The sequence below is a fragment of the Nonomuraea sp. NPDC050478 genome, assembly GCF_044458265.1.
GTDB classification, from domain to species: domain Bacteria; phylum Actinomycetota; class Actinomycetes; order Streptosporangiales; family Streptosporangiaceae; genus Nonomuraea; species Nonomuraea ferruginea.
Genome location: NZ_JBITHT010000003.1, coordinates 460557 through 482745, shown reverse-complemented (window position 1 = coordinate 482745; position 22189 = coordinate 460557). Strand labels below are relative to the sequence as shown.

19 protein-coding genes are annotated in these 22189 nt (G+C 72.7%); 10 read left to right on the top strand and 9 right to left on the bottom strand.

Going from position 1 to position 22189, the window contains the following annotated elements; all coding sequences use genetic code 11:
* The 6 genes from ACIBF7_RS16685 to ACIBF7_RS16660 all read left to right on the top strand — a co-directional run bounded on the left by ACIBF7_RS16685 (position 1) and on the right by ACIBF7_RS16660 (position 8713).
* Positions 1-2196, top strand: coding sequence for an acetyl/propionyl/methylcrotonyl-CoA carboxylase subunit alpha (locus ACIBF7_RS16685; protein WP_397197486.1), 2196 nt, complete (start codon positions 1-3; stop codon positions 2194-2196).
* A complete protein-coding gene (locus ACIBF7_RS16680; protein ID WP_397197485.1) occupies positions 2193-3107 on the top strand; it encodes a hydroxymethylglutaryl-CoA lyase in 915 nt (304 codons plus the stop codon). Before ACIBF7_RS16685 ends, ACIBF7_RS16680 begins: the two co-directional genes overlap by 4 nt.
* 3 nt (positions 3108-3110) lie before the next feature.
* The gene (locus tag ACIBF7_RS16675) at positions 3111-4247 is read left to right on the top strand and encodes an acyl-CoA dehydrogenase family protein (protein ID WP_397197484.1); all 1137 of its coding nucleotides are present in this window, start codon (positions 3111-3113) and stop codon (positions 4245-4247) included.
* A gap of 157 nt (positions 4248-4404) precedes the next feature.
* Positions 4405-4626 (top strand): hypothetical protein, encoded by a 222-nt coding sequence (locus ACIBF7_RS16670; RefSeq protein WP_148030560.1) that lies wholly within the window; start codon positions 4405-4407, stop codon positions 4624-4626.
* 777 nt (positions 4627-5403) lie between these two features.
* Entirely contained in the window at positions 5404-5808 is a 405-nt protein-coding gene (locus ACIBF7_RS16665) for a GNAT family N-acetyltransferase (protein WP_261808438.1), read from the top strand.
* A gap of 31 nt (positions 5809-5839) precedes the next feature.
* Complete coding sequence (locus tag ACIBF7_RS16660; RefSeq protein WP_397197483.1) at positions 5840-8713, top strand: helix-turn-helix transcriptional regulator; 2874 nt, start codon at positions 5840-5842, stop codon at positions 8711-8713.
* 6 nt (positions 8714-8719) lie between these two features.
* Here the strand turns inward: ACIBF7_RS16660 and ACIBF7_RS16655 are convergent, their stop codons facing one another.
* From ACIBF7_RS16655 to ACIBF7_RS16640, 4 genes are all read right to left on the bottom strand, one after another.
* Positions 8720-10891: a hypothetical protein gene (locus ACIBF7_RS16655; protein ID WP_397197482.1), complete on the bottom strand. Its 2172-nt coding sequence runs from the start codon at positions 10889-10891 to the stop codon at positions 8720-8722.
* Between the two features lie 72 nt (positions 10892-10963).
* Complete coding sequence (locus ACIBF7_RS16650) at positions 10964-11905, bottom strand: PfkB family carbohydrate kinase (protein ID WP_364232525.1); 942 nt, start codon at positions 11903-11905, stop codon at positions 10964-10966.
* A complete protein-coding gene (locus ACIBF7_RS16645) occupies positions 11902-12828 on the bottom strand; it encodes a pseudouridine-5'-phosphate glycosidase (protein WP_271280260.1) in 927 nt (308 codons plus the stop codon). The genes ACIBF7_RS16650 and ACIBF7_RS16645 overlap by 4 nt, the downstream gene beginning before the upstream one ends.
* A gap of 159 nt (positions 12829-12987) precedes the next feature.
* Positions 12988-14052 carry a YeiH family protein gene (locus ACIBF7_RS16640; RefSeq protein ID WP_271280261.1) on the bottom strand — a complete coding sequence of 355 codons (1065 nt, stop codon included), beginning with the start codon at positions 14050-14052 and terminating at the stop codon, positions 12988-12990.
* Positions 14053-14123: 71 nt separating this feature from the next.
* On the opposite strand from ACIBF7_RS16640, the gene ACIBF7_RS16635 reads away from it, so the two are divergent.
* Genes ACIBF7_RS16635 through ACIBF7_RS16620 form a run of 4 tightly spaced genes read left to right on the top strand, consistent with a single transcriptional unit; the run spans position 14124 to position 18687 of the window.
* A complete protein-coding gene (locus tag ACIBF7_RS16635; RefSeq protein WP_219545403.1) occupies positions 14124-15017 on the top strand; it encodes a LysR family transcriptional regulator in 894 nt (297 codons plus the stop codon).
* A 59-nt stretch (positions 15018-15076) separates the two neighbouring features.
* On the top strand, positions 15077-16582 hold the full coding sequence (locus ACIBF7_RS16630) for an NAD(P)/FAD-dependent oxidoreductase (protein ID WP_271280262.1): 1506 nt from the start codon (positions 15077-15079) through the stop codon (positions 16580-16582).
* 45 nt (positions 16583-16627) lie between these two features.
* Positions 16628-17326: a response regulator transcription factor gene (locus tag ACIBF7_RS16625; RefSeq protein WP_345482535.1), complete on the top strand. Its 699-nt coding sequence runs from the start codon at positions 16628-16630 to the stop codon at positions 17324-17326.
* Positions 17323-18687 carry a HAMP domain-containing sensor histidine kinase gene (locus ACIBF7_RS16620; RefSeq protein ID WP_271278315.1) on the top strand — a complete coding sequence of 455 codons (1365 nt, stop codon included), beginning with the start codon at positions 17323-17325 and terminating at the stop codon, positions 18685-18687. The genes ACIBF7_RS16625 and ACIBF7_RS16620 overlap by 4 nt, the downstream gene beginning before the upstream one ends.
* Positions 18688-18689: 2 nt before the next feature.
* Here the strand turns inward: ACIBF7_RS16620 and ACIBF7_RS16615 are convergent, their stop codons facing one another.
* From ACIBF7_RS16615 to ACIBF7_RS16595, 5 genes are all read right to left on the bottom strand, one after another.
* A complete protein-coding gene (locus ACIBF7_RS16615) occupies positions 18690-18956 on the bottom strand; it encodes a hypothetical protein (protein ID WP_148030571.1) in 267 nt (88 codons plus the stop codon).
* A 69-nt stretch (positions 18957-19025) separates the two neighbouring features.
* Positions 19026-19877: a helix-turn-helix transcriptional regulator gene (locus ACIBF7_RS16610; protein ID WP_271278314.1), complete on the bottom strand. Its 852-nt coding sequence runs from the start codon at positions 19875-19877 to the stop codon at positions 19026-19028.
* A 59-nt stretch (positions 19878-19936) separates the two neighbouring features.
* Entirely contained in the window at positions 19937-20197 is a 261-nt protein-coding gene (locus tag ACIBF7_RS16605) for a hypothetical protein (protein ID WP_271278313.1), read from the bottom strand.
* 96 nt (positions 20198-20293) lie between these two features.
* Positions 20294-21316: a phosphotransferase family protein gene (locus ACIBF7_RS16600; RefSeq protein WP_271278312.1), complete on the bottom strand. Its 1023-nt coding sequence runs from the start codon at positions 21314-21316 to the stop codon at positions 20294-20296.
* A gap of 55 nt (positions 21317-21371) precedes the next feature.
* Entirely contained in the window at positions 21372-22178 is an 807-nt protein-coding gene (locus ACIBF7_RS16595; protein WP_271278311.1) for a GNAT family N-acetyltransferase, read from the bottom strand.
* Positions 22179-22189: the final 11 nt, after the last annotated feature.

The window sequence follows — 22189 nt, the reverse complement described above, 5'->3', positions numbered from 1 at the left end:
ATGACTGATTCCCTGTTCGGCCGGGTGCTGGTCGCCAACCGGGGCGAGATCGCCGTCCGGGTCATCCGCACCCTGCGCGCGCTCGGCATCGGCGCGGTCGCCGTGCACACGGCCGCCGACGCGGGCGCGCGCCACGTGATCGAGGCTGACGAGGCCCACCAGATCCCGAAATATCTGGATATCGAGGCGATCGTGGAGGTGGCCCGGCGCTCCGGTGCGGCGGCCGTCCACCCCGGCTACGGCTTCCTGGCCGAGAACGCCGCCTTCGCCCGCCGCTGCGCGGAGACTGGGCTGGTGTTCGTCGGGCCGCCGGCGGACGCCATCGAGGCGATGGGCGACAAGATCCGCGCCAAGCGCACCGTGTCGGACGCCGGAGTGCCCGTGGTGCCGGGCGCGGCCGAACCCGGCGACGAGCTCTCGGCCTGGTCCGCCTTCCCCGCCCTGATCAAGCCGTCGGCGGGCGGCGGCGGCAAGGGCATGGTGCTGGTCAGGTCGGCGGCGGAGCTGCCTGACGCCCTGGAGTCCGCCCGGCGCACGGCCACGGCCGCCTTCGGCGACGGCACCCTCCTGATCGAGCGCTACGTGGAGCGGCCCCGGCACATCGAGATCCAGGTCCTCGCCGACGGCCACGGCACCGTCGTCCACCTGGGCGAACGCGAGTGCAGCCTGCAGCGCAGGCACCAGAAGATCGTCGAAGAGGCCCCGTCGCCCTTCGTCGACGCGGAGACCAGGGCCCGCATGGGCGCCGCCGCCGTGGAGGCCGCCCGCGCGGTCGGCTACGTCGGCGCGGGCACCGTCGAGTTCATCGTCGACGGCGCCACGGGCGCCTACCACTTCATGGAGATGAACACCCGTCTCCAGGTCGAGCACCCCGTCACCGAGCTGGTCACCGGCCTCGACCTGGTGGAGCTGCAGCTCCGGGTGGCGGCCGGCGAGCCTCTCCCGTTCACCCAGGACGAGGTGCGGCTCGACGGCCACGCGGTCGAGGCGCGCGTCTACGCCGAGGACCCGGCGCGCGGCTTCCTGCCCACCGGCGGCCGCGTCCTCGCCCTGCGCGAGCCCTCCGGCCCGGGGGTACGGGTCGACTCCGGGCTGCTGGAGGGCGGAGTGGTCGGCAGCGAGTTCGACCCGATGCTGTCCAAGGTCATCGCCTGGGCCCCGGACCGGGCGGGAGCGCTCCGTGCCCTCGACCGCGCCCTGAGCGAGACCGTGGTGCTCGGGGTCACCACCAACGTGCCGTTCCTGCGAGCCCTGCTCGCCCACGAAACCGTCCGCGCCGGCGACCTGGACACCGGCCTGGTCGAACGAGCCCTCCCAGACCTCCTCCTCACCGACCCAACCCGCGCAGAAGCGGCCCGCACGGACCAGACCCGCGAGGACGGGGGTCGTGCGGATGCGGCTCGCACGAACGCGGGTGGTGCGGATCAGGCCCGCGAGGACGGGGACCGTACAGATGCGGCTCACGCGGACGTGGCTGGGGTCGCCTTGCCTCGTATGGGGCGCGGGGTGCCCTTGGATGCGCTGGCGGCCGCCGCGCTCGTGTTTCACGATCAGCCGGTGGGGCGTGACCCGTGGGAGGTCATGGACGGCTGGCGGGTCGGGGAGCGGGCGTGGACGACGTGGCGGCTGGAGACGCGTGACGGCGTGCACGCCGTCCACGTGCGCGGCCTGCCCCGGGAGGGCGCCGAGGTCAGGGTGGCGGACGGCCCGCCCGTTCCGGCCGTACTCCGCACGTACGCGGACGGTCCCGGATCGCCGGGCGGACCTGCCGTCCGGCCGTATGGAGACAGGCCGGCGGGTGGAGCGGTCGGGCCGTACGGGGGTGGGGTCGTCGTCACTGTGGACGGTCGTACGACGCACTACGTGTGCGCCCGGGACGGTGAGACGGTCTGGCTCGGCCGGGACGGGCACGCCTGGCCCGTCACCCGCCATCTGATCGGCGACCCGGGCGACCGTGCCGGCGCCGCGGGGAGCGGCGACGGCGTGGTCAGGAGCCCGATGCCCGGCACCGTCCTGGTGGTCAAGGCCCAGGTCGGCGACCAGGTCAAGGAAGGCCAGCCGCTGGTGATCGTGGAGGCGATGAAGATGGAGCACACCGTCACCGCCCCACGGGACGGCCGCGTCGCCGAGCTGCCGGCGCAGGCCGGCCGGCCCGTCGACATGGACGCCGTGCTGGCCGTGGTGGAGGAGGGATGATGGCGCGCGCGTACCCGATGGAGGGCCTGCCGCAGCAGGTCACCGTCTACGAGGTCGGCCCCCGCGACGGCCTGCAGAACGAAGCCGCGATCGTGCCCGTCGAGGTCAAGGCCGAGTTCATCGACCGGCTCGCCGACGCCGGGCACAAGGTGATCGAGGCGACCAGCTTCGTGCACCCGAAGTGGGTGCCCCAGCTCGCGGACGCGGAGCAGCTGCTCGACCGGCTGCACCGCAGGCCCGGCGTCCGCTACCCGGTGCTGGTGCCGAACGAGCGCGGCCTGGACCGGGCGCTGGAGCGGGGCGTCGACGAGATCGCCGTCTTCGCCAGCGCCACCGAGACGTTCGCCGCCAAGAACCTCAACCGGAGCCTGGAGAGCCAGTTCGAGATGTTCGAGCCGGTGGTCGCCCGGGCGCTGGAGAACGGCGTGCGGGTGCGCGCGTACGTGTCGATGTGCTTCGGCGACCCGTGGGAGGGCCCCACGCCCGTCTCCCAGGTGGTCGCGGTCGGGGAGCGGCTGCTCGGGCTGGGCTGCTACGAGCTGTCGCTGGGCGACACGATCGGCGTCGGCACGCCCGGCCACGTCACCGCGCTCATCGAGGCGTTCACCTCGCCGGAAAAGCTCGCCGTCCACTTCCACGACACCTACGGGCAGGCGCTCGGCAACACCCTGGCCGCGCTCAGGGCGGGCGTCACCACCGTGGACGCCTCCACCGGCGGCATCGGCGGCTGCCCGTACGCCGAGTCCGCCACCGGCAACCTGGCCACCGAGGACCTCGTCTGGATGCTGCGCGGGCTCGGCATCGAGACCGGCCTCGACCTGGACAAACTCGTGGCCACCAGCACCTGGCTGGCCGCCCGGCTGGGCCGGCCCAGCCCCTCCCGCGTCGTCCAGGCCCTCGCGAAAGGCTGACCCATGCTGACACCCGAACACGAAGAGCTGCGCAAGACCGTCGAGGCCTTCGCCCGCGAGGTGGTCGCCCCCGTCATCGGCGGCTACTACGAGCGCGAGGAGTTCCCGTACGACATCGTCCGCCAGATGGGCGCGATGGGCCTGTTCGGCCTGCCCATCCCCGAGCAGTACGGCGGCATGGGCGGCGACTACTTCGCCCTCTGCCTGGCGCTGGAGGAGCTGGCCAGGGTCGACTCCAGTGTGTCGATCACCCTGGAGGCGGCGGTGTCGCTCGGCGCGATGCCCATCCTCCGGTTCGGCACCGGGGAGCAGCGCGAATACTGGCTGCCGAAGCTGGCCGCGGGGGAGATGCTGGGCGCGTTCGGCCTGACCGAGCCGGGCGGCGGCTCGGACGTGCCGGGCGGCATGCGCACCACCGCCGTGCTCGACGGCGACGAGTGGGTGATCAACGGGACGAAGGCGTTCATCACCAACTCCGGCACCGACATCACCGGCGTCGTCGGCGTCGCCGCGCTGACCGGCGAGCGGGAGATCTCGACCATCCTCGTCCCCTCGGGCACGCCGGGCTTCACCGTGTCGAAGAAGTACTCCAAGGTCGGCTGGAACGCCTCGGACACGCGCGAGCTGTCGTTCTCCGACTGCCGGGTGCCCGCCGCCAACCTGCTCGGCGAGCGCGGCCGCGGCTACGCCCAGTTCCTGCAGACGCTGGACGAGGGCCGCATCGCGATCGCCGCCCTCAGCGTCGGCCTGTCGCAGGGCTGCGTGGACGAGTGCCTGAAGTACGTGCGCGAGCGCCGCGCCTTCGGCCACCCGATCGGCCATTACCAGGCCATCCAGTTCAAGATCGCCGACATGGAGGCCCGCGCCCACACCGCCCGCCTGGCCTATTACCACGCGGCCGAGAAGATGCTCGCGGGCGTCCCGTTCAAGAAGGAAGCGGCGATCGCCAAGCTCGTCTCGTCCAACGCGGCCATGGACAACTCCCGCGACGCGACGCAGATCTTCGGCGGGTACGGATTCATGAACGAGTTTCCGGTGGGCCGTTTCTACCGCGACGCGAAGATCCTGGAGATCGGCGAAGGAACGTCCGAGGTGCAGCGCATGCTGATCGCCCGCCAGCTGGGATTGGGTGATCTGTGAATTGGCGGATGTCCTTCGCCGCAGGGCACTAGGATTCGGCGCATCGCACTCGATCGGCGGAGGGCGGACTCTGGGGTGAGCCCACAAGGAGCACACTGGTCCATCTCCGGCGCGGTGATGACGGACTGCCTCGTTTCCCCTTAACCATGAGGATGAAATGCTGGATCCGTCACAGGATCACCTGCGATGGTGGTTCCTGAAAATCTATATGATCATTCTGTCCGGTTTGATCATGGTCACGGTGCTCGCCGGGGCTTTCCTGGACGAGAAGGCATGGGCCCAGGTCAAGCCGGAGCTCGCGGATATCAGGCTCTGGACCTTCCAGATAGGCATGATCATCGTCGGGAGCTATCTGTTCTCCGACGGTAGAAGGAGTTGAACGCGCCCCGGTCGCCCGCAATCGGCGGGTGGCCGGGGCGTTCTCGTCGTGCCGGCGGGTTCGACCCGTCACTCTGCTGCTTGTCATAGGGGACATATCGCTCGAATGTCGTCAGAGTGGCGACATATGCGAATTTACGGGTAAGTAGGAACAATGCCCGTAGTGTGATTTTATGTACCCGAGTTGTACCTTTTTCTAGCTGACCCCGAAAGTCGCCACTTGTGGTGGCTGGGGCTTTTCTTCTACGCTGGGTTTGACGAAGACGGTCGCCAGGCGCGACTAATGTCGTTCTTGTGAAACCGCCGTCAGCGTCAGGGTATGAGTCCGTACAGCCGTATCCATCGAGTGCAACTGTCTCGGGGTGATCCTCCGAGCCGTACGGTTGTGTGTCTGTTTCAACCCATCCCTCCCGTAGCGAGGGAGGAGGGGCCTCCTGTCGGCCGACGTCGCATTGTGCGGACAGGAGGCCCTTTCTCATGAAAGCTTAGGCGAGGCAGAGGGAATATGAAAGAGTCTAGCTTTTCTTATGTTCTACCTCGGAGGGGCTATGCGTACCGGAGTGGTAAATCCTTGCCACCCCGGCCCGCCCGCGTTCCGTCGAAGGTGTCGCGGCACTTCTTCGTGTATGGTATGAATGTCGTTTTTGTGCCGCGCACCCTGTCGCCACCCTCGGCAGGCCGGGTCCGGGCGATCCGCGACTCATGAGTGTTGGACTCGGGAACGGGGCGCGATCTAGTGTCATACGTCATGACGGCTGACGATCTTCTTATCCGGAGGGTGGAGAAGTCCGACGCGGACGACGTGTTCGCGCTGGCGCGCGAGTTCGGTCTCACCTTCCGGCCCGAGCGCGAGGCCTTCGACGCCGCGCTGCCGCTCCTGCTGAAGGACGAAGACACCCTGCTGCTCGCCGCCGTCGTCGACGGGCGCGTCCACGGCTATCTGCTCGGCTACGTCCATCTGACGCTCTTCGCCAACGGGCCCGTCGCCTGGGTGGAGGAGGCGATGGTGCAGTCGGGGTCGCGCCGGCAGGGCATCGGGCGCGGCCTGCTCGTGGAGTTCGAGAAGTGGGCGCGCGACCGCGGCGCCCGCTACGTGGCGATGGCGACCCGGCGCGCGCCGGAGTTCTACCACGCGCTCGGTTACGAGGCTTCTGCCACTTTCTACCGTAAGGTGCTGCGCTGACCTTGTCGTAGGGGGATGGCATGCTTGGTGCGTGACCATCCACCAGGTGAGCCCCCTGTTCGTCGGCCGTGCCGGCGAGCTCGACCTGCTCCTGGGTGTGCTGGGTGAGACGCGCGGCGGCGCCGCGGCCACCGTGCTGGTCGGCGGCGAGGCCGGGGTGGGCAAGACCCGGCTCATGGGGGAGTTCACCGACCGGGCCGGCGACGCGCTGGTGCTCGTCGGCGGCTGCCTGGAGCTCGGCACCGAGGGCCTGCCGTTCGCCCCGTTCACCGCCGTGCTGCGCTCCCTGGTGCGCACGCTCGGCCGCGACCGGGTCGCGGAGCTGGTGCCCGGCGGCACGACCCGAGGACTGGCGCGGCTGCTGCCCGAGTTCGGCGAGCCCGACCGCGACGGCGCCGAGGCCAGGGCGCGGCTGTTCGAGCAGCTGCTCGGCCTGCTGGAGCGGCTGGCCGAGGACCGGCCGGTCATCCTGGTCGTGGAGGACGCCCACTGGGCCGACCGCTCCACCCGCGACCTGCTCTCCTTCCTGGTGCGCTACCAGCGCGGCACCGGCCGCCTGATGATCGTCGTCACCTACCGTTCCGACGAGCTCCACCGCGCCCACCCGCTGCGCCCGCTCCTCGCCGAGCTGTCCAGGGTCGCGTGGGTGACCCGGGTGGAGCTGAGCCGGCTCAGCCGCCGCGAGGTCGCCGCCCAGGCGGCGGGCATCCTCGCCCGCGAGCCGTCGCCCGCCGACATCGAGCGGGTCTACTCGCGCAGCGAGGGCAACCCGCTGTTCGTCGAGGCGCTGCTGAGCGAGGACGGCTCCGGCGGCCTGCTCCCGGAGTCACTGCGCGACCTGCTGCTGGCGAGCGTGGAGCGGCTGCCCGACGAGACGCAGGAGCTGCTGCGCATGGCCAGCGCCGGCGGCCAGCGCATCGAGCACGACCTGCTGGCCGCCGTCACCGGGTTCGACGAGGCGGCGCTCGCCGCCCGGCTGCGCCCCGCCGTGGCGGGCAACGTGCTCGCCGTCGACGGCGAGGGCTACGCCTTCCGCCACGCGCTGATCCGCGAGGCGCTCCACGACGACCTGCTGCCCGGCGAGCACACCCGGCTCCACACCCGCTTCGCCGAGGCGCTGGAGCGCGACCTGTCGGTCCTGCCCGCGCCGCGCGGCGCTATCGAGCTGGCCCACCACTGGCACGCCGCCCGCGACACCACCTGGGCGCTCACCAGCGCCTGGCACGCCGCCGCCGCGGCCCGTCGCTCCACCGCCTACGACGAGCAGCTGCGCATGCTCTCGCGGGTGCTGGAGCTGTGGGACCACGTGCCCGACGCGGCGGAGCGCACCGGCCGCGGCCACGCCGACGTGCTGCGCCAGACGGCCGTCGTGGCCCACCTCGCGGGCGAGTACGACCGCGCCGCCGCGCTCGCCTCGGCCGCGCTCGGCGAGATCGACCGCGCCGCCGACCCGGTGGCGGCCGCCCGCGTGCTGCGGCTGCGCGGCCTCATCCGCTACGACCTGAGCCGCCCCGGCCACATCGACGACCTGTACGAGGCGGCCGCCCTGGTCCCCGCCGAGCCGCCGAGCAGGTTGCGCGGCCAGGTGCTGGAGTCGCTGGCCCGCATGCTCCACCGGCCGGACCGGCGCGCGGAGCGGATCGCCACCGCCGAGCAGGCCATCGAGATCGGCCGCCGGGCCGGCGACGACACCGTCCAGGCGCAGGCCCTGATCAGCCTCACCTGGACCAGATGCCTGCGCTTCGCCGAGATCGACGAGCACCACGGCGGCTACGCCGAGGCACGCCGGCTGGCGGTCCGCGCCGACGCCTACAACGCGCTCATGCGCGTGGCCATCTCCGAGTCCGACAGCCTGGAGGGCGCCGGACGCCACGAGGAGGCGGCCCAGGTCGCCCGCGACGGCATCGCGCTGGCCGAGCGCTACGGGCTGGCCCGCACGTCCGGCACGTTCCTGTCGATCAACCTGGCCGAGCCGCTGATGTCGCTCGGCCGCTGGGACGAGGCGCTGGAGGTGATCGAGCACGCCCTGGAGCTGGTGCCGCCCCCGCCCCACCAGACCGGGCTGCGCGGCTTCGCCACCGACATCGCGCTGGCCCGCGGCCGGCTCGACCAGGCCGCGGAGCTGCTGGCGGCCATCGAGCGCATCGTGGTGCGCGGCTCGTTCCGCGAGCAGACCGTGCTGCCCCACGGCCGCCGCGAGGCGGAGCTCCTGCTGGCCCGCGGCCGGGTCGACGAGGCGCGGGAGGCGGGCCTGCGCCTGCTGCGCTCCCACGACCTGAGGGCCGAGCCGCGCTACTCGTGGGGGCTGCTGGCGTCGCTGGCAGAGCTGGGCGGCCCGGTGGTGGCCGAGGTCCGCGCCCTCGCCGAGCGGCTGCCCGCCGACGGCGATCTGCAGCAGGCCCAGCGGCTCACCGTCACCGCCATGACCGTGACGGAGGACGACCCCGAGGCCCGGCTCAAGGCCTGGGACGCGGCCGTGGCCGCCTGGGAGGCGCTGCGCAACCCGTACGCGCGAGCCCGGGTGTGCGAGGGGGCCGCGCACGCCGCGCTGGCGTGCGGCGACCGCGAGCACGCGGCGGCGCGGCTGGCCACGGCGGACGAGCTGGCGCGGCGGCTCGGCGCGCGGCCGCTGCTGGCGCGGGTCGACGCGCTGGCCAGGCGGGCCGGGATCGCCCTGGCGGACCAGTCCGCGCCCGGCGGGCCGCCGCTCGGCCTGACCGCCCGCGAGCTGGAGGTGCTGCGCCACGTCGCCAGGGGCCGGAGCAACCGCGAGATCGCCGCCGAGCTGTTCATCGCCGTCAAGACGGTCAGCGTGCACGTGTCCAACATCCTCGCCAAGCTCGGCGTCGCCTCCCGGGGCGAGGCCGCAGCCAAGGCCCACGCGCTGCGCCTGTTCGGCGAGTGAGCGGCCTCAGCCCGTGAGCTGGGCCTCCAGGCGGTAGCCGTCGACCGTCACGTACACCTGGTCGCCGGGGCGGGCGTTGAGCCTCATCAGCACCGGCTGGAGAGAGTCGAACACCGGCTGCTGACCCTGCCACACCAGCACGATCGCGTTGTCGCCCGGGCCGGTGACCGACAGCAGCGTGCCGGGGCGCATGCCGAGCTGGGCCGCGTAGTTCTGCGGCACCGGCACCGGGCCGCCGCGCAGGTGCTCGGGCTTGACCTCGATGCGCTGCCAGCGGCGCGGATCCGACGACGGGCTCGGAGGCGGCGGCGGGGGAGTGGCCGGGGTGCCGGCCAGGTGGCCCTGGAGCATCGGCGAGCGGCCGTTGGAGAGGGCCGACAGCGTCGCGAGCGCGGCCGACGGGTCGATGGAGTTGGCCGCGGCGGCGGGGATCGGCTGGCCGCCCCTGTGGTGGTGCCCGTTGGCGCCGGGGGTGCGGCGCGGCAGCGGCTGCGGCGGGCCCTCGGACGCGGCGACCGGGTCGTGGACCTGCTCGGGCGGCAGCGCGTCCAGCCACGCCTTGGCCGAGTGGGCGCGGATGCCCAGTTCCGCCATCAGCTCCACCATGTCCGCGTCCGGCTGGGCCGAGGCCAGCAGCCTGCGGGTACGGGCCTGCAGTCCCTGGATGTCGCCGACGACCAGCCAGCCGTCCTGGAGGCGGCGGTCCGGCATCAGCGTGACCAGCACCCGCCACAGCGGGGTGCGCAGGGACGGCACGGTCGCGGGATGGGCGGGGTCCGCGCCGATCAGCTGATCCTCGGTCGCGGCGGCGCCCAGCCACTCGGTGAGCCGGAACATGTGCCCGGTGATCGGGGCCGACTCCGACGAGCGCAGCCAGGTGAGCACCCGCTCCTCGGCGGTGCGCTGCGCCTGGGAGAGGATCTCGCGCTCGACGAGCATCTTGTGCGCGAGCGTGCGCAGGCTGACCGGGTCCTCGGCGAACAGGCGGTGCTCGGCCACGGCCAGCTCCAGCTTGTTCAGGCCGCGGAACAGGCTGTCGACCACTCTGACCATCGCGTGGTCGGTGTCGGACGGCACAGGGGCGGGCTGGGAGCCGTACGAGGCGGACCCGCCGGGGAGGCTCGGCAGGGAGCCGGTGTGCGGGCCGGAGGAGTCGGCCGCGGCGGGGCGCTGCGGCAGCGGGCTCTGGCCCCCGCCCACGGCGGGGAAGGAACCGGTGGACCGCTGGTCCCGGCCGACGGCGGGAAAAGAGCCCGTGGAGCGCTGGTCGCGGCCGACGGCGGGGAAGGATCCGGTGGAGCGCCGGCCCTCGTCCGGGGACGAGCTCTGCGACCGCTGGGGGTCGCCGGGGAACGAGCCGGGAGCGCGCCGGCTGTCGCCGGGGAAGGACCCGGGGGACCGCTGTTCCTCGGGTGGAAAGGAGGCCGCCGGACGCCGGGGTTCGCCGCCCGGCCGCGCGTCGTCGCCCACCCTGGGGAAGGAGCCGGTGTTCCGGCGCTCGTCGGCGGGGGCGGGGAAGGAGCCGGTGTTGCGGCGCTCGTCGGCGGGGGCGGGGAAGGCTCCGGTGTTGCGGCGCTCGTCGGCGCGCTGCGGCAGCGGCTCGCCCTTGGCGGGGCCGCCGTTCGGGCCGGCGAAGGCGCCGGTGCCCTCGAACGCGGCCGCCGGACGCTCGCCCGCGGCGGGGAAGGAACCGGTGCCGGACGCGCCGCGCTGGACCGGCCTGGTGACCTCGGGATGCCCGGCCACGGCTTCCGGCCGGGCCGCCAGCCTGCCGAGCACCTCGCGGAAGACCGTACCCATCACCGTCTCGGGGGTGGACCCCGGCGCCTTCAGGTCGGCCGGCGTCAGGCGGCGCAGGCGGTGCCAGCCGCCCAGGCCCACGATCGCCGTCCGGGCGGGCTCGGGATAGCCCGGCAGCGTCGGATCGATCGGATGCAGCGCCATGGCCGGCAGCACGTCGCCCAGCGGCAGATGATCCCAGCGCGAGGAGGCGAGGAGCGCGAGCCGCTCGCACACCCAGTCGAGACCGGTCGCGGCGAAGGCCCTCTGCAGCGGCATCGACGACCACCACGCGGACGGCAGGCGCGGATCGGACAGCGCCTCCGCGACCTGTTGCGGCCGACTCCAGCGCAGGGCAGGGACCAGGTCGCTCAGGCAGATCGATGACTCGACGTCCATCGGCGGGACCTTATCCTCCCCAGTGTGCCGCGATACGCATGTGACTGATGGTGCAGCCTACGCGGCAAGCTATCAATCGGTGTGAATAGGGTAAAGACGCTTCATGTCCAAACCGTACCGTGGACGACCCCCTACGAGGGCCACACACTCGGCACCCGCACGGCAACCTGACTCCAGAGCCTCCCTCTCGCCCGCCCCCGACAGGGCGGCGGCGAGGTAGCCGGCGGCGAACGCGTCACCGGCTCCCGTGGAGTCCACGGCCTCCGCGGGCACCGCGTCCGCCTTCGCCACGACCTGCCCGCCTACCGCCACGAGACCGCCCTGGGGCCCCAGCTTCACGACCGCTGTCCCGTAATGCTCGCTGAGCGTCTCGGCCGCCCGCTCGGGCGTGGCGGCGCCGCTGAGAAGGAGAGCTTCGTCACGATTGGGAAAGATCAATCCGGCGAGCGCCGTCTCGCCGAGGAACCGCGTCACGCCGAACCCGGCGAGCGGGCCCGTCGAGGCCGGGTCGACGCTGATCGAGGCCCCCGCGCCGGTCGCCTTCGCCATGGCCAGCCTGCTCAGGGCCAGGCCGGGCTCGCTGAACAGGGTGTAACCGGAGACGTGCAGGTGCGTCACGCCGTCGAGGAGCGCGTCGTCCCAGTCGAGGGGGGAGATCAGCTCGCCGGCCCCCCGGTTCGTCAGCATGGAGCGCTCGCCGGTGCTGTCGACCATCGAGATGACCACGGCGGTCGGGTTGGCGGCGTCGATCCGGATGTGCGGGCGCACCCCGGTCTTGGTCAGCTCGGTGATGTGCCACTCGCTGCTGTCGTATCCGCAGCGGGCCAGCAGGCTCGCGTCGGCGCCCAGGAAGGCCGCCCACGCGGCGGTGTTCGCGCCGGAGCCGCCGGGGCGCAGCGCGATGTCGGCGGCGATGTCAGAAGGGATGTCGGGGCCCGACATGACCGGGGCGCCGTGCATGGCCACCACGTCGGTGACCACGTCGCCGATGACCAGCAGGCCCTGGCCGTTCACGATCGTGACCAGGCCAGCGCGACACGGGCCGCGAGCGCGACGTTGCCGCGGACCGCGGCCAGGTTGGCCTCCAGGGAGGCCCCGCCGGTGCCGCGCACCAGGTAGCCCAGCAGGAACGGGGTGATCGCCTGGCCGGTGACGCCCTCGCGCTCGGCGGTGGCCAGGGCCTCGGCGAGCACGCGGTCGTGCAGCGCCGGGTCGAGCTGCTGGTCCTCCGGGATCGGGTTGGCCACGATCAGCGCCGTCTCCTGGCCGCCGAACGCGTCCTGGCCGCGCATGACCGCGGCCGCCTCCTCGGGCGTCTCGATCCGCCACTCCACGGGACGGCCGGAGGAACGCAGGTAGAAGCCGGGGAACTCGTCGGTCCGATAGCCGGCCACGGTCACGCCGCGCGTCTCCAGGCGCTGCAGCGTGGCGGGCACGTCCAGGATGGACTTGACGCCCGCGCACACCACGGTGACGCGGGTCCTGGACAGGGTGTCCAGGTCGGCGGACTCGTCCTGGTCGTCCGTCCAGCCGCGGTGCACGCCGCCCAGGCCGCCGGTGGCGAACAGGCGGATGCCCGCCCGGGCCGCCAGGAACGACGTCGCCGCCACCGTGGTCGCGCCGCTCACCTTCAGCGCGGCGGCGAGCGGGAGGTCGCGCTGGCTCAGCTTGCGCAGCCCCGGCTCCATCGCGACGCGCTCCAGCGAGGCCTCGTCCAGGCCGATCCTGGCCACTCCGTCCAGCACCGCGATCGTGGCGGGGACCGCGCCCTCGCGCCGTACGATCTCCTCCAGCTCGCGCGCGACCTCGAGGTTGCGGGGCCGGGGCAGGCCGTGCGAGATGATCGTGGACTCCAGCGCGACGACCGGTGCGCCCGAGTCGAGAGCCTCGGCGACCTCGTCGGACGGCTGGAGAAGGGAGTCGGTGGTGCGGCGCATGTGTGTTTCGTACTCCTTGAGTGGTCTTGTGGCGCATTGTCGGAACGGAGTGTTTCGAGGAAATTGTTCCGAACCGAGCAGCGTACGGGGGGACCGCGTCCGCGTCCACCCGTGCTCACCCGGACGGCGACACCCCCGCGCCGCCGTCCGCCCGGGGGATCACACGAGCAGCAGCACACCCGCGAGCGACACCCCGCCGACGAGCCCGGTGGCGATCCCGCCGAGCAGCACGGTCCGCCCCCCGCGCAGCAGTCTCCGCACGTCGATCCCGGTGCCGAGGCCGAACATCGCGGCAGCCAACAGGATATTCGCCGCCTGCCCCGCCACCGCGACGACCCCGTCCGGCACCATCCCCGTGCCGCGCACGCATGCCATGACGACGAACCCGGCCACGAACAGCGGCACCCCCGCCACCCGCCCCGCCTTCCCGCGCGGTGCCCGTGCGGGACGAACCGGTGGACCCGCGGGCAGGCCCACCCGTCCGGCATGCGCGTCCTGGAGCCGCCTCCCGGGCGTGGCGTGAGACCCCGTGTACGAGACGAGGGCGACCAGGGGAGCCAGGAGGAGGACCCGGCCGAGCTTGACCGTCACGGCCGTCGTCAGGACGCCCGTGGCGGCCCCGATGGCCGCCACCTGAGCCACCTCGTGAACCGCCGCGCCCGTCCAGACGGCGAGCTGCGAGGGGGAGAGACCGAGCCAGGAGGCGGCGAGGGGGATCGCGAGCAGGGCGCCCGTGCCGTACAGGACCACCACCGCCAGCGCGGCGGCCGCCTCGTCGTCCTCGGTGCCCGCGCTGTCGTGCATGGCCGCGATCGCCGCCGCCCCGCAGACGGCCACCCCCGTCGCCACCAGCAGCGAGGCGCCCGGCGGGACGCCGAGCCTGCGGCCGGCCACCGGCGTCACCGCGAACGTCACCCCGGTGGCCACCACCACGACCACCACCGTCTGCCAGCCCAGCCCCAGGATCTGCGGCACCGAGACCTGCAGCCCGAGCAGCACCACCGCCGCCCGCAGCACCGGCCTCGACACGAACCGCAGCCCCGGCAGCAGCCGCCGGCCGGCACCCCCGAAGCCCGCCAGCGCCGCCCCCAGCACCACCGCGACCACCGCCGCGCTCACCGCGGGCACCGCCGCGTTCACCGCCAGCGCGACCCCCAGCGCGGCAGCCGACACGAGCACCCCGGGCAGCAGGGCGGGCAGGGACCGGAGAGCAGGCAGGGGCACGGCATCCAGTCTTCGGCGGGACCGGGAACGCCGGTAGCCGCTCGCCGGATGGCAGGCCATAGCCTGGGGCTATGAGTGAATTGCCCGATCTCGTCTCGCTCAAGCTGCTGGTCGACGTCGGCGAGCTGGGCAGCCTCGGGCAGGCGGCCAGGGCGGCCGGGATCGCGCAGCCGTCGGCCAGCAAGCGCATCGCCCGGCTCGAACGCCGCCTCGGCCTGCCCCTGCTGGAGCGCACCCCGCGCGGGTCGGCGCTCACCGGCGAAGGGAAGATCGTGGCCGGCTGGGCCGCGCAGGTCGTCGGCGCCGCCCAGGAGCTCGTGCGCGCCGCCGAGGCCGTCCGGCGCGGCGGGGCCGGGCACCTCAGGGTCGCGGCGAGCATGACCGTGGCCGAGTACCTGCTGCCGCGCTGGCTGGGCGAGCTGCAGAGCCGGGAGCCGGACGTCGAGGCCGGGCTGGACGTGATGAACTCCGCCGACGTGGCGGCCCGGGTGCTGGCCGGGGAGGTGGAACTCGGGTTCGTGGAAGGGCCGGCCGTGCCTGACGGGCTGGCCGAGCGGGTGGTGGGCGGCGACCGGCTGGTGGTCGTGGTCGCGCCCGGCCATCCGTGGGCGCGCCGCCGCACCCTCCTGCGAGGTCCCGAGCTGGCTGCCACCCCGCTGGTGGTACGGGAGCGCGGGTCGGGCACCAGGGAGACGCTGGACGTGGTGTTCAGCGCGCTGCACCGGGCCAGGCCGAGGCTGGAGCTGGGGTCCAACGCGGCGGTCAAGGGCGCCGCCCAGGCGGGGGTGGCCCCCGCCGTGCTCAGCGCCTACGCGGTGGAGGCGGAGCTGACCACCGGGCGGCTGGTCGAAGTGCCGCTCTACGGGCTGGACCTGGCGCGCACCCTGCGGGCCGTCTGGCGCAGGGGCCGCCCCCTCACCGGCTCCGCCGCCACCCTCCTCTCCATCGCCGCCCGCCCGGCCTGACGGAAGAGAGGCCCGGGTCCGATGGCGGGGCCGGGATCGGAGGTCCTAGAGTGCGGAGAATGGGGACTTTCGACGTGGTCATCGCCGGAGGCGGGCACAACGGGCTGGTCGCCGCCGCCTATCTCGCCCGGGCCGGGCGGCGGGTGCTGGTGCTGGAGCGGCAGGACCACACGGGCGGCCTGGCGATCTCGGCCCGGCCGTTCCCGGGCGTGGACGTGCGGCTGTCACGCTACTCCTACCTGGTCAGCCTGCTGCCGACGAAGATCGTCAAGGATCTGGGCCTGAAGCTGGAGCTGCGCCGCCGCCGCTACTCCTCGTACACGCCCGTCGGCGACACCGGGCTGCTCGTCGACGGCGAGGACGCGGACCGCACCAGGGCCTCGTTCCGGGCCGTCACCGGCGGCGAGGCCGACCACGCCGCCTGGGAGGCGTTCTACGGCATGACCGCGACGGCCGCGCGGGCGCTGGCGCCGACGCTGCTGGAGCCGCTGCGGCCGGCGGCGGAGGTCGAGAAGCTGGTCGGCGCCGAGGCGTGGCGCGACCTGTTCGCCCGCCCCATCGGCGAGGCGGTGGACGAGCGGTTCGCCGACGACGTCGTGCGCGGCGTGGTGCTCACCGACGCGCTGATCGGCACGTTCGCCGACCCGGCCACCGACCTGCGGGCCAACCGCTGCTTCCTCTACCACGTGATCGGCGACGGCACCGGCGAGTGGAACGTCCCGGTGGGCGGCATGGGCGCCGTCTCCGGCGCGCTGGAGACCGCCGCCCGCGCGGCCGGCGCGGAGATCAGGACCGGCGCCGAGATCGTCGGCATCGCGCCGTCCGGCGAGGTGACGTTCCGTACGGACGACGGCGAGCACACGGTCACCGGCGGGCACGTGCTGGTCAACCTGCCGCCCACAGTGCTCGACCGGGTGCTCGGCCGCACGCCGGGCCTGCCCGAGGGGGCGCAGCTCAAGGTCAACATGGTGCTCTCCCGGCTGCCCCGGCTCAAGGACGCCGGCGTGGACCCGAAGGCGGCCTTCAGCGGGACGTTCCACATCAACGAGAGCGGCGGCCAGCTCGCCCGCGCCCACGCCCAGGCGGCCGGGGGCGACATCCCGGACCTGCCGCCCGCCGAGGTCTACTGCCACTCGCTCACCGACCCGTCCATCCTCGGCCCCGGCCTGCGCGGCAAGGCCGAGACGATGACGCTGTTCGGCCTGCACATGCCCGCCCGCCTGTTCCGCCAGGACCCGGACGGGGCCAGGGAGCGCGCGCTGCGCGCCACCCTCGCCTCGATCGACTCGGTGCTGGCCGAGCCGATCGGGGACTGCCTGCTGCGCGCCCCCGACGGCACCCCGTGCATCGAGGCCAAGTCCCCCGTCGACCTGGAGAACGAGGCCGGCCTGCCGGGCGGTCACATCTTCCACCGTGACCTGAGCTGGCCGTACGGGGAGGAAGGCGGCTGGGGCGTCGAGACCGAGCACGAGCGCATCCTGCTGTGCGGGGCCGGCGCCCGGCGCGGCGGCGGGGTGAGCGGCATCCCCGGCCACAACGCGGCCATGGCGGTCCTGGGGCGCTGACCTGCCTTCATCGGGTTCTCAGAATGTTCCTCTAGCGTGGTGCGCATGAACGAGGCTGCCCGGTTGCTGGTGGTGGACGACGAGCCCGCCTTGCGCGAGGCGTTGCAGTCGAGCCTGGAGTTCGAGGGCTACAAGGTCACCACCGCCGACGACGGGCAGGAGGCCCTGGACGAGCTGGCCGGCAGCCCGTACGACGCCGTGCTGCTCGACGTCATGATGCCCCGGCTCGACGGGCTGACCGCCTGCCGCCGGCTGCGGGCCGGCGGCAACCACATCCCCGTGCTCATGCTCACCGCCCGCGACGCCGTCGGCGACCGCGTGTCCGGACTGGACGCGGGCGCCGACGACTACCTGGTCAAGCCGTTCGAGCTGGACGAGCTGCTGGCCCGGGTGCGCGCGCTGCTCCGGCGCGGCGCGCTCAGCGGCCCGAACGCGCCCGGGGACGCGCTGTCCTTCGCCGACCTGCGGATGGACCCGGTGACCCGCGAGGTCACCAGGGGCGCGCGGCGGCTCGACCTGACCAGGACCGAGTACCTGCTGATGGAGCTGTTCCTGACGCACCCGCGCCAGGTCCTGACCCGCGACCAGATCCTGGCCGAGGTGTGGGGGTTCGACTTCGAGCCCACCTCCAACTCGCTCGACGTGTACGTGATGTACCTGCGGCGCAAGACCGAGGCCGGCGGCGAGCCGCGCGTCATCCAGACCGTGCGCGGCGTCGGCTACGTGCTCAGAGGCTCGCCATGAGGAAACGCAGTCTTCGCTCGCGGCTGACGCTCCTGGTCGCCGCGGCGGTGGCGATAGCCGTCGCGGTCTCCGCCGTGGGCTGCTGGTACTTCGTCCGGCGGGAGCTGTCCTGGCAGCTCAACCAGTCGCTGCGGGACATCGCCGTGCCGGTCAAGGCCATGCAGGGGGCGGTGCGCAACTGCTCTTCCGAGCCGGCGGCCGCGCTCGACGGGCACCCGGCGTTCACCGAGCCGATGCAGATCGTCTTCCCCGGCGGCGAGCGCTGCGTCATGGGCAACACCGCGATCAAGGTCACCCCCCACGAGAGGCGGATCGCGGCCGGCTACTACGGCCAGTGGGAGTTCTACGACGGCCGCGCCGACGACGGCACCCCGCTGCGCGTCTACGTCAGGAACGTGGACGAGAACGCCGCGTTCGTCGTCGGCAGGCCGGTGGAGGAGATCAACGACACCCTGCGCAGGGTGACGGTCCTGCTGGCCGGCGTCGCCGCGCTCGGCGTGCTGGTCGCCGCCTCGGTCGGGCTGCTCGTCTCCCGCGCCGCGCTGCGCCCTGTCGGCCGCCTGACCAGGGCCGTCGAGCACATCGCGCAGACCGAGGACCTCGACACCCGGATCCCGGTCGAGGGCGGCGACGAGATCGCCCGCCTGAGCGCCTCCTTCAACGCGATGACGGCCGCGCTGGCCGGCTCCCGCGACCGGCAGCGGCAGCTCGTCGCCGACGCCGGCCACGAGCTGCGCACCCCGCTCACCACCCTGCGCACCAACATCGACCTGCTGCTGCGCAGCGAGCAGACCGGCCGCAGCCTCGACCCCGGCGCCAAGGAGCGGCTGCTGGTCAACGTCAAGGCGCAGTTCGCCGAGCTGACCACGCTGGTCGGCGACCTGCTACAGCTCGCCCGCGGCGACACCGACCACGAGCCGCACGCCGAGCTCGCCTTCCAGCAGGTGGTCACCGCCGCGGTGGAGCGGGCGCGGCTGCGCGGCGCCGAGATCGCCGCCGACCTGGAGCCGTGGTACGTGGTCGGCGGGGCCGCCTCGCTGGAGCGGGCGGTGCTCAACCTGCTCGACAACGCCGCCAAGTTCAGCCCTGACAGCGAGGTGGAGGTCACCCTCCGGGACGGCGAGCTGACCGTACGGGACCACGGGCCGGGCATTCCTGAGGAGGAGCTGCCGCACGTGTTCGACCGGTTCTGGCGCTCGCCCTCGGCCCGGTCGCTGCCGGGCTCCGGGCTGGGCCTGGCCATCGTCCACCAGGCCGTCAAGGAGGTGGGAGGAGAGATCAGGCTCCACAATGCGGCCGACGGCGGCGTGGTCGCGACGATGACCCTGCCGGGCACGCCTGCCCCCGGCGCGCGGGCGTGAGCTCAGGCGGGCAGCGCGGCCAGGAGGAAGGCGAGGCGGGCAGCGGCGGCCTCCACGTCGTCGGCGGTGCCGAGACGGTAACCCCACGAGGTGATGAAACTTCCATCCTCGGAACAGGTGACGCTCTCGGCGAGCGTGGCCGAGAAGCGGTTGCGCACCGAGACGTAGGCGGGGTCGCTGGCCAGCGAGACATGCTGAACCGACAGGTCAGCGTGACGACCCGCATGCCAAGCGAATTGCTCGAGGCAGAGCGCGGAATCCAGCATCATGCATCACCTCCGCAACGTCTCGGGCAAAGAATTGCACGATCTTGATAGGAGGGCAAGCAATTGCGCCGGTTAATGTGATGAATGTTTTCGATACTGGTCAAGAACCTTGATGATGATGTCACGGCCAGGTTCGTCGAATTGCGCCGCCTCGGCGAAGTCCTCGAAGGCGTTGGTGTAGAAGGCGACGTCGTCCGGATCGCGGAAGAGCAGGTCCTTCGTCAGGGTGCCGACGGTGACCAGGGCCTCGTTGAAGATCCAGAAACCGTGCACCGGATTGGCCGGCAGCTCCCGGGTGAACGGGACGACGCCGAACTCGACGTTGGGCAGCGTGCTGACGGCGAGCAGCCGGTCGAGCTGGCCGCGCATGACGTCGGCCGGGGCGAGCCGGGTGTGCAGGGCGGCCTCCAGCATGACGAAGCGGAACGTGCGTGAGCGGTCGTAGAGGATCTCCTGGCGCTGCATGCGCACCCGCACCGCCGCGTCGATCTGGTCGGGCGCGCTGTAGAGGCGCTTGACCTTGCTGAACACGTGGCGCGCGTACTCGGCCGTCTGCAGCAGGCCGACCAGGATGCCCGGCTCGAAGGCGCGGAACAGCTTGGTGCGCGCCTCCAGGTCGCGCAGGTCCTCCTGGATGGCGGCCAGGCCGCTGCGGTGGCGCTGCTTCCAGCCGTCGTGCCGCTCCAGCAGCGCGATGGCCTGCGTGATGAGCTCGTCGGTGGTCTCCGGAGAGGCGGACACCGCCTGGGCCCACACCACCACGTCGTCCTCCGTCGCCGTCTGGCGGGCGTTCTCCAGGCGGGAGACCTTGGACGGCTGCCAGCGCAGCCGCTCGGCCAGCTCCTTGCCGGACAGGTGCGCCGACTCGCGCAACTGGCGGAGCTGGCTGCCGAGGTCGATGCGCGCCTGCTGAAACGAGCTCACGTCGCTAGAGGCTAGACCTGTGATCCCGGATCATGCCAGGCCTGTTCGCGCAATTGTGATCAGCCGGTCGCTGGTTGTGCGGGGGCACTGCCCTGGAAAGCGGTTGCCGTGATTTCGGGCAGGACCCGGGCCGCGATTTCGGTGAGCAGCTCGCGCGGCACCTCGACCGCCGTCTCGCCGTCGAGCACGTCACGCAGGTCCGCGAGCGCCTCGGGGTCCGAGACCTGAAGTCCCTGGACGACGATCGTGCCGCGATCCGTCTCGTAGAGGGTGGGGCAGGCGCCCGCCTCCGACGTGGACCCAAGGAACCGCATCCGCATGACGACCCTTCCCCGAACTACGCGGCAATTGCGCGCAATTGTACGGTCCATGGGCTGCCCTGTGATCGTTTTTCGGGAAAATCAGGATATTGGATGTTATGTGGGTGATTCGAGAGAGTTGCGCATGATGTGCCCTGCACGGGCGAAGAGGTCGAGTGTGGCGGCGTGCAGCAGGTCACCGATGTCCTTGGGGGCTTTCCCGGCGAATGCCCTCGCATGGGTGCCTTCGAGCACGATGCCCAGCTTGAAGCACGCCATGACCGCGTACCAGTCGATGGCGGACAGATCGCGGTCGGACAGCGCCGCGTAGCAGTCGACGATCTCGCGCGGCGAGGCCAGTCCGGGGACGTAGCCGTCGGCCATCGGCCACATCGCCACCAGCCACCCGAGGTCGAGCAGCGGATCGCCGATCGTGCACATCTCCCAGTCGACGATGGCCGCCACGCGCGGGCCGTCGGGCGCGAACATCAGGTTCGCGAAGTGGAAGTCGCCGTGCATGATCCCCGGCCGGAACGAGGCGGGCCGGTTGCTCTCAAGCCAGCGCGCCGTCTCCTCCAGGCCGGGGATGTCCGGCCCCGGATAGCCGGCGAGCTCGCCGTAGGAGTCGAGCTCGCGCATCCAGCGCGGCACCTGGCGCTCCAGGAACCCTTCAGGCCGGCCGAAGCCCGGCAGCAGGCCCGGGTCCACCCGGCCCAGCTCGGCCAGCGCCGAGGCCGCCTCCAGCGCCATCCGGTGGCGGATGGCGGCGTCGCTCGCGTGCGGCTCCGGCAGCCCGGTCGAGGGGTTGAACCCGTCGACCGGCTCCATCAGGTAGAAGACCGGCTCCCGCACGGTCTGCGCGGCCACCAGCCGGGGCGCCGCGACCGGCGTGTCGCGCAGCGCGGCCAGCACGCGGGCCTCGCGCCGCAGCACCTCGTTGCTCTTGGCCCGCGCGTGCTGCGGCGGCCTGCGCAGGATGTACGGGACCCCGCCGCGCTCGAAGCGGACCATCACGTTCTGGGTGCCGCCGGAGACCGGCGCGACCGCCGTGATCGGGCCTCCGGGCAGGCCCTGCTCGTCCATCCAGGCGCCGAGCTCATCGAGGTCGACGGCGCTGACGTCGATATGGGTGGAGGACATGGCCGCCTTTCGACCCGAATCACATTCTGGAACGCCTCATCCTAACGCTGCGGAGTCAGCCGAGCGCTTGCATGAACGGCAGGAACTGCCGCGACCGGTCGCCGGGCAGGTCGCCGCCCCGCACCATCAGCGACACCTCCCACGGAGCGCCGACGCCGTGCTCGCCGGCCCACCGCGTCAGGCCGTCCTGTGCCAGGTCGAGGTCCATCCGCACCTCGCCGCCCGCGTCCAGGGCCAGGTCGCCGATCAGGGCGCGGGCGGTCTCCTCGTCGCGGGCCACGACCGGGCCGATCACCACGTTGTCGTCGTTGCGCCAGCAGTGGCCGAACCCGCCCTCGGCCACCCGGACCCGCTCCCCGAACCCGTCCATGCGGCGCAGCAGCGCCGACCGGTCCGTGCCGAACACCTCCGCGTCCAGCGCCAGGATCGCGCCGAGATCCGCCTCCGTGGCGACCCGGGTGCGGCCCGAGGGCGCGCCGCGGAAGACGCCGGTGCGCTTGGCCACCCGGCCGGCCGTGCGGAACCCTAGGCTCTCGTACAGCGGTCTGCCGTACTCGGTGGCGTGCAGCGACACGACGCGGTCGCCCGCCCGCGCGAGCACGTGCTCCATCAGCCCGCGGGCCATCCCCTTGCGGGCGTACCTGGCGGCGGTGAGCACCATGCTGACGACCGCGTGGCCGTCGCCGTAACGGGTCAGGACGGTCGTGGAGGCCAGGCCGTCGCCGTCGGGCGCGTCGATCCCGTACACCTCGCCGACCTCGAACAGCAGCGTCCACTTGTGCCGCTCCGGCAGCCAGCCGCGGTCCTCGGCCAACCGGCCGCAGTCGTCCAGGTCGTCGAGGGTCAATCGGCGCATCGGCATGCCGGTCATCC